Origin of the sequence: Bradyrhizobium sacchari (genome assembly GCF_002068095.1) — a bacterium.
Classification (GTDB): domain Bacteria; phylum Pseudomonadota; class Alphaproteobacteria; order Rhizobiales; family Xanthobacteraceae; genus Bradyrhizobium; species Bradyrhizobium sacchari.
The window spans coordinates 766,921-773,723 of sequence record NZ_LWIG01000007.1 but is presented as its reverse complement, the minus strand read 5'-3'; the positions used below and the strand labels follow the sequence as shown (position 1 = coordinate 773,723).

At 65.4% G+C, this 6,803-nt stretch carries 9 protein-coding genes; 6 read left to right on the top strand and 3 right to left on the bottom strand.

What is annotated here, in order from left to right; all coding sequences use genetic code 11:
- Positions 1-37: 37 nt before the first annotated feature.
- From A5906_RS10110 to A5906_RS10095, 4 genes are all read left to right on the top strand, one after another.
- Positions 38-811: an SDR family NAD(P)-dependent oxidoreductase gene (locus A5906_RS10110; RefSeq protein ID WP_080135032.1), complete on the top strand. Its 774-nt coding sequence runs from the start codon at positions 38-40 to the stop codon at positions 809-811.
- A gap of 10 nt (positions 812-821) precedes the next feature.
- Positions 822-1,124 (top strand): endonuclease domain-containing protein, encoded by a 303-nt coding sequence (locus tag A5906_RS45945; protein WP_283807677.1) that lies wholly within the window; start codon positions 822-824, stop codon positions 1,122-1,124.
- Positions 1,125-1,371: 247 nt separating this feature from the next.
- Positions 1,372-2,877, top strand: coding sequence for a glycerol kinase GlpK (glpK, locus tag A5906_RS10100; RefSeq protein WP_080135031.1), 1,506 nt, complete (start codon positions 1,372-1,374; stop codon positions 2,875-2,877).
- 192 nt (positions 2,878-3,069) lie between these two features.
- The gene (locus A5906_RS10095) at positions 3,070-3,663 is read left to right on the top strand and encodes a GNAT family N-acetyltransferase (protein WP_080135254.1); all 594 of its coding nucleotides are present in this window, start codon (positions 3,070-3,072) and stop codon (positions 3,661-3,663) included.
- Between the two features lie 185 nt (positions 3,664-3,848).
- Here the strand turns inward: A5906_RS10095 and A5906_RS10090 are convergent, their stop codons facing one another.
- Both A5906_RS10090 and A5906_RS10085 read right to left on the bottom strand, forming a co-directional pair.
- The gene (locus tag A5906_RS10090; RefSeq protein ID WP_245326657.1) at positions 3,849-4,124 is read right to left on the bottom strand and encodes a hypothetical protein; all 276 of its coding nucleotides are present in this window, start codon (positions 4,122-4,124) and stop codon (positions 3,849-3,851) included.
- A gap of 13 nt (positions 4,125-4,137) precedes the next feature.
- Positions 4,138-5,085, bottom strand: a complete 948-nt coding sequence (locus A5906_RS10085; protein WP_245326656.1) for a threonine/serine dehydratase — start codon at positions 5,083-5,085, stop codon at positions 4,138-4,140.
- 63 nt (positions 5,086-5,148) lie between these two features.
- On the opposite strand from A5906_RS10085, the gene A5906_RS10080 reads away from it, so the two are divergent.
- Together A5906_RS10080 and A5906_RS10075 are read left to right on the top strand one after the other, a co-directional pair.
- Positions 5,149-5,451: an ArsR/SmtB family transcription factor gene (locus tag A5906_RS10080; RefSeq protein WP_080135029.1), complete on the top strand. Its 303-nt coding sequence runs from the start codon at positions 5,149-5,151 to the stop codon at positions 5,449-5,451.
- Between the two features lie 163 nt (positions 5,452-5,614).
- On the top strand, positions 5,615-6,244 hold the full coding sequence (locus A5906_RS10075; RefSeq protein ID WP_080135028.1) for a glutathione S-transferase family protein: 630 nt from the start codon (positions 5,615-5,617) through the stop codon (positions 6,242-6,244).
- On the opposite strand, the gene A5906_RS44180 is transcribed toward A5906_RS10075, so the two are convergent.
- Positions 6,154-6,654, bottom strand: coding sequence for a hypothetical protein (locus A5906_RS44180; RefSeq protein WP_245326655.1), 501 nt, complete (start codon positions 6,652-6,654; stop codon positions 6,154-6,156). The two genes, A5906_RS10075 and A5906_RS44180, sit on opposite strands and share 91 nt — an antisense overlap.
- Between the last annotated feature and the right edge of the window lie 149 nt (positions 6,655-6,803).

Here is a 6,803-nt window from a genome sequence, read left to right as displayed (position 1 = left end):
GACGAGGAAACAGGCGGAAACAGCGAGGCCGACAACAATGAAGAACACCCCGTTCGATCTCACCGGCAAGGTCGCCGTCGTCACCGGCTCCAGCCGCGGCATCGGCCGTTCCTCCGCCGAACTCCTCGCCAAGCTGGGCGCCAAGGTCGTGGTGTCCTCGCGCAAGGCGGATGCCTGCAAGGAGGTCGCCGACGGCATCAACGCTTCCGGCGGGGATGCCATCGTCATCCCCTGCAACATCGCGCGCAGGAACGAGGTCGAGGCATTGATTGCCGGCGCGACGAAGCACTACGGCAAGATCGACATCCTTGTCTGCAACGCTGCCGTCAACCCGTATTACGGCCCGCTGCTCGACATCACCGACGAAGCCTTTGACAAGATCATGGGCTCAAACGTCAAGAGCAACATCTGGCTCTCTGCGCTCGCGATCCCGCAAATGGCCGAGCGCGGCAACGGCTCGGTGATCATCATCTCTTCGATCGGCGGCTTGCGCGGCTCCACCGTGATCGGCGCCTACGGCATCTCCAAGGCCGCCGATTTCGCGCTGTGCCGCAGTCTCGCCGGCGAATGGGGCCCGAAAGGCGTCCGCGTCAACTGCATCGCGCCCGGCCTCGTCAAAACCGATTTCGCCCGCGCGCTCTGGGAAGACGAAGCCATGCTCAAGCGCCGCACCGCCACCACACCGCTGCGCCGCATCGGGGAACCCGATGAAATCGCCGGCGCCGTAGCCTATCTTGCGTCGGATGCCTCGAGCTTCATGACCGGCCAGACCATCGTCATCGACGGCGGCGTGACGACGGCGGCGGTGTAGCTCTCAGTGCTTGCAACCGCGCCGCGAAAGCGCTTCACTTCACCCTCCTCTGGAGGGGGAGGGTCGCTCGCGCGATGCGCGAGCGGGGTGGGGTGAAGCCACACAAGTCTCAACATCAATCCGACGCGCGGCTGCAAAGAAGTTGAGAGCGAACACAACGCCCTACGAGCGGACATTATGGCGTGCCCTCAAAGAACTTCCCATGGCCGGCTCGCACTTCCGCCGCCAAGCGCCGATTGGTTCTTATGTCGTCGACTTCTTCTGCCCGGCCAAGGGGAGGGTCGCTACGCACGAAGCGAAGCGCAATGCGTAGCGGGGCGGGGTGACAGACCATCCGCGATCGCGGTGCTTCCGAGTGCGCGACTAAAGCCCTTCTGGAGACAACGAGAGATCGCCTTTGTGGCTTCACCCCACCCCGCTCGCGCTGCGCGCGATCGACCCTCCTCCTTCAGGGGAGGGTGGGACAGCCGCCTTGACCTCTAGCCGGCAATCCCGTTTCTTTGGCCCGATTCAACGACCCCGTCAGGGAAACGCCAAGAGAAACGCGAAGGTAAGCCGCCATGTCTTTCGTCCTCGCCATCGACCAGGGCACCACCTCCTCGCGCGCGATCGTGTTTCGCGGCGACATTTCCATCGCGGCGAAGGCGCAGGCCGAGTTTCCGCAGCATTTCCCGGCCTCGGGCTGGGTCGAGCACGAGCCGGAGGACATCTGGACCTCGACCGTGATGGTCTGCCGCGAGGCGATCGAGCATGCCGGCATCAAGCCAAAGGACATCGCCGCCATCGGCATCACCAACCAGCGCGAGACCACCGTGGTCTGGGACCGCGCCACTGGCCAGGCCGTGCACCGTGCCATCGTCTGGCAGGATCGCCGCACCGCCGACATCTGCGCGAAACTGAAAGCGGAAGGCCGCGAGCCGGTGATCTCCGAGAAGACCGGCCTGATCATCGATCCCTATTTCTCCGGCACCAAGGTCGCCTGGATCCTTGACCACGTTCCCGGCGCCCGCGCCCGCGCCGCGCGCGGCGAGCTGATGTTCGGCACCATCGACTGCTACCTGCTCTGGCGCCTCACTGGCGGCAAGGTGCACGCCACCGACGCCACCAACGCCTCGCGCACGCTGCTGTTCAACATCCACACCGGTCAGTGGGACGACGAGCTGCTCGAGATCATCGGTGTGCCGCGCTCGATGCTGCCCGAGGTGAAGGATTCTTCCGCCCGCTTCGGCGAGAGCACGCCCGATCTGTTCGGCGGCGCCATTGCCATCTCCGGCATCGCCGGCGACCAGCAGGCCGCGACGATCGGTCAGGCCTGCTTCCGCCCGGGCATGATGAAATCGACCTACGGTACCGGTTGCTTCGCGCTGCTCAACACCGGCACGACACCGGTTGTCTCCAGGAACAAGCTGCTCACCACCGTCGCCTACCAGCTCGAAGGCAAGCGAACCTATGCGCTCGAAGGCTCGATCTTCGTCGCGGGCAGCGCGGTGCAATGGCTGCGCGACGGCCTCGGCATTATCAAGCACGCCGCCGAAACCGGACCTCTTGCTGATCAGTCCGACTCCATGCAGAGCGTCTATCTCGTCCCCGCCTTTGTCGGCATGGGCGCGCCCTACTGGAATCCGCGGGTGCGTGGCGCGCTGTTCGGCCTCACCCGCAACACTGGTCCCGCCGAGCTCGCTCATGCCGCGCTGGAGAGTGTTTGTTACCAGACCTTCGATCTCTGGGCCGCGATGCGCGCGGATTGGCCGAGCTCGGAGACCGCCAGCGTCGTGCTGCGCGTCGACGGCGGCATGACCGCCTCCGACTGGACCATGCAGCGCCTCGCCGATCTCCTCAACGCGCCGGTCGATCGGCCCGTGATCCAGGAGACCACGGCGCTCGGCGCCGCCTATCTCGCCGGCCTCAACGCCGGCGTCTATCCCGAGCCGACGAAGTTTGCCGACAACTGGCGCCTCGAGCACCGCTTCAAGCCCAACATGAGCGAAGCCACGCGCGAGCGAAAGCTCGCCGGCTGGGCCCGCGCGGTGAAAGGCGTGCTCGCGAGCGACGAGGGGGAGGGGTAGGCGCGTCCTCCGTCCTCGCATCGAGAGCTGCCTCCACCGTCATTGCGAGGAGCCCTTGCGACGAAGCAATCCAGGCCGTCTCCGCGGAAAGATTATGGATTGCTTCGCTGCGCTCGCAATCACGGAATGCAGCGCGTCGTCGCTCCTTGGATCGAAAATGGACTCGCGCGCAACGAAGCGGAGCAAGCAAGAATGATCCTCCCCGACGGCTACTCCGACGTCCCCGCCGGCAAGATCGCCGCCGTCGTCACGCATCTCGAAATGACCGCGCCGCCCGCGCGCCGTGACGACCCGCCGGGCGCCTGGAGCCTAGCGAAAATCGACGCACCCGCACTTGACTGGTACCGCGATCTCTTCCGCCGCGTCGGCGAGGAGTGGCTGTGGTTCTCGCGCGCACGCATGACCGACACGGAGCTCGCCGCGATCATCAACGCACCGGGAATAGAGATTTACACGCTCGTCGTGGACGGCCGCGACGAAGGCCTGCTGGAATTGGACTTCCGTGAACCCGGCCAATGCGAGCTGGTCTATTTCGGCGTTACTGCAGGATTGATCGGCACCGGCGCCGCCCGCTTCCTGATGAACCGCGCGCTGGACCTCGCATGGTCACACAACCTCCGCCGCGTCTGGGTGCACACCTGCACCTTCGATCATCCCGCCGCCGTCGCCTTCTACCAGCGCTCCGGCTTCCGCCCCTTCCGCCGCCAGATCGAGATTGCCGACGACCCGCGCCTCGACGGCACCGCCCCGCGCGATGCGGCGAAGCACGTGCCTGTTATCGAGTAGTGCACGGCTGCATCCTCACCGTCATTGCGAGGAGCTCTTGCGACGAAGCAATCCAGGCTCTCTCCCGCGGAGAGATTCTGGATTGCCTCGCTGCGCTCGCAATGACGGAATATGACGCTGCCTTTGAGCTTCATTCGATCTGCTGCTCCGGGATCACAGGACCGCGCGAGCATCGGTTCCGAAGGTCATAGGGGGCGAGGCGCCACAATCGTTCGGCTCATCTTGAAAGCGTGGCGCCAGTCCAGCTCGCAATCGGCCGGTCGGCGCGGGCGGCTCTCCATGTTCATGATGTTGCAGCGGAGCACGCTTCTATCATTGGCCTGACCGTTATCGGTAAAGAACTGGCAGACGATGTTCTTTGACGGCGTCAGAAAGCCGATAGGACGGCCCTGCGCTTGAACGCGACCAGGGGACAATCCAGGCAGGATCAACGTCAGGAAAATGGCGCCCGACTTGATCATGCACCCCCCGCAACTAGCTGTCGAAATTCACCGCCGTCGTGTTGGCGCCGCAGACCAGGACCGCGACGCGCTCGCCGGCCGCGGGATGATAGCGGCCGGACAGCAGCGCGGCAAACGCGGCTGCGCCGCCGGGCTCGGCGACGAGACGCAGGCGCGACCACAGCGCGGCTTGGGCCTGCCGGATCGCCTCGTCGCTGACGAGGACGACGCGCTCGACATGGGCGCGCGCGATCGGGAACATCAATGCGCCGACGCGTCGCGGCGCGAGGCTGTCGGCGGCGACACCGCCGGCCGGCGCATCGACCGGAGCGCCCGCCTCGAACGCAGCGTGCAGGGTCGGCGATTGCTCCGGCTCGACCGCGATGACGCGCGTCCGGCCGGCGTACCAGGCCGCAATGCCGCCGATCAGTCCGCCGCCGCCGACCGCCACCAGCAGCGTGTCGATGTCGGGCGCGTCCTGCTCTAGCTCCAGGCCGACGCTGCCCTGGCCGAGCAGAGTTTCGGCCTGGTCGTAGGCATGGACGGCAAGCGCGCCGGTCTGCGCGACATGCGCCTCGCTCGCGGCAAGGGCATCGGCGTAGCGGTTGCCCGCGATCACGAGCTTTGCGCCATAGCCGCTGATGCGCTCGGCCTTGGCCGGTGAGGTGATATCGGGCACGAAGATCGTGGCGGGAACGCCGAGCTGCTGCGCCGCATAGGCGACGGCCGCGCCGTGATTGCCGCCGGATGCCGCGACGACGCCGGCCTCCGGCACCTGCCGCAAAAGCAGATTGGCGAAAGCGCCGCGCGCCTTGAACGATCCGGAATGCTGCAGCATCTCGAGCTTGAACGTGACGCGCGTCGCCGGCGGGCCGAAATCGGCGAGGTCGGCCTGGATGAGCGGTGTGCGCCTGATATGCGGACGAATGACCGCCTCGGTCGCCGCAATCCGCTCCCGATTGATGTCCACTGTCGCTGCCATGATGGCATCCAGGATAGCGCAAGGGAGCGTTGACATCAATTAGCTAATTAGCAAAATGGCTAAATGAGATTTGCCCTCGCCCTGCGCGCGCTCGCCAATGAACGCCGCCTGCAGATCCTGGAATGGCTGCGGGATCCGCGGCGACATTTTCGCGAGCAGGCCGATGGCGATCTGGTCGAGGACGGCGTCTGCGGATTGCTGATCGCCGAAAAGCTCGGCGTCAGCGCGCCGACGGTGAGCGAGCACATGCGGGTGCTGATGGCCGCCAAGCTGGTGCGCGCCAAGCGGATCAAGCAGTGGACGATGTACAAGCGCAACGAGACGGCCATCGCCGCGATCAAGCGCTCGATCCAGGACGATCTTTGAGCCGGCCTTTGAGCGTGTCGCGCGTGAGGCCCGTCCCGGGCGTCGTTGCAGCCGATGCAATGCTCCATTCCGAGATATTTGTTGCGCCGTGCCGAACCGGTCGTGGAGACTGACCGGCCGTGCCTTGTCCCTGCCTTATCCAATATTGAGAAGAGCGAGAACCATGTTCCTGATCGGCCAATATGATTCCCCCTTCGTGCGTCGCGTCGCGATTGCGCTGCGGCTTTACGGGCTCGCCTTCGAGCACAGGCCGTGGTCGACCTTCGGCGATGCCGACAAGATCGCGCCGTATAACCCGTTGCGCCGCGTGCCGACCCTGGTGCTCGATGACGGCGAGGCGTTGATCGAGAGCACGATCATCCTCGACTATCTCGACGAACTCGTCGGCGAGGGGAAGGCGATGCTCCCGCGCAGCGGCGCTGCGCGGCGCAAGCACCTGCGCATCTGTGCGCTTGCCTCCGGCCTCGGCGACAAGGCGGTCAGCCTGCTCTATGAGCGCGTGCTGCGGAAGGAGCAGCTTGCGCTGTGGGTCGAGCGCTGCCAGGCGCAGATCGCGGACGTCCTCGGCGTGCTGGAGGCCGAGCGCGCCAGGGTGACGACGCCGTACTGGCTGGGAGATCGCATCGGCCATGCCGACATTGCAGTCGCCTGCGTCGTCCGCTTCACCCGCGAGGCGCATCCGCAGCTATTCGATGCCGCACGCTATCCGGCGCTCAGCGCGCATGCCGATCGTTGCGAAGCGCTGCCGCCGTTCCGGGTGATCGTGCAGCCGCTGGCACCCCCAAAGGGGTGAACCGCCGCGTCGATCCTACTTCCGCGTACAGGGCTTGATCTCGCTCGCCGCGGTTTTTTCAGGACGATCGGATTGGGCGACAGCCTGATGCCGAAGAACAATTGCGAGCCGGAGACCTTGTCGTCCGCGCCCTGGTGAGCGTCGAGGTCGAGCTTCGCTGCGATCTCGGACGTCAGCTTGGCGCGCTCCTCCATCGAGATCTTGTTGTGGTACTTGATCTCGTAGACGACATCAGCCTCCAGCACGGACCGCGTCTGGCACACGACACCGCCGCTCGAGATGTTCTGGGTGATCGTGTCATCGCACTCGGCCTTCAGCAATGCGTTTCGGGTCGATATCAGCGCTTCGTCGGAAATCAACAAAATGTTGGCGTTTTCGAGCTTGAGGTGGATCGAGTCGACCTGCTCCATGCGGGCGACGGCGGACAGCTTGTCCCTGGCCTGCGCGGAGACTTCTCCAGCGACTGCTTGAGGTCCTGCTCCATCGTCGGATATTTCTGGATCTTGCCGGTCAGGATCGCAGGGTCGACATCACAGGTCGGGTGTAGCTCCAGCCCGCC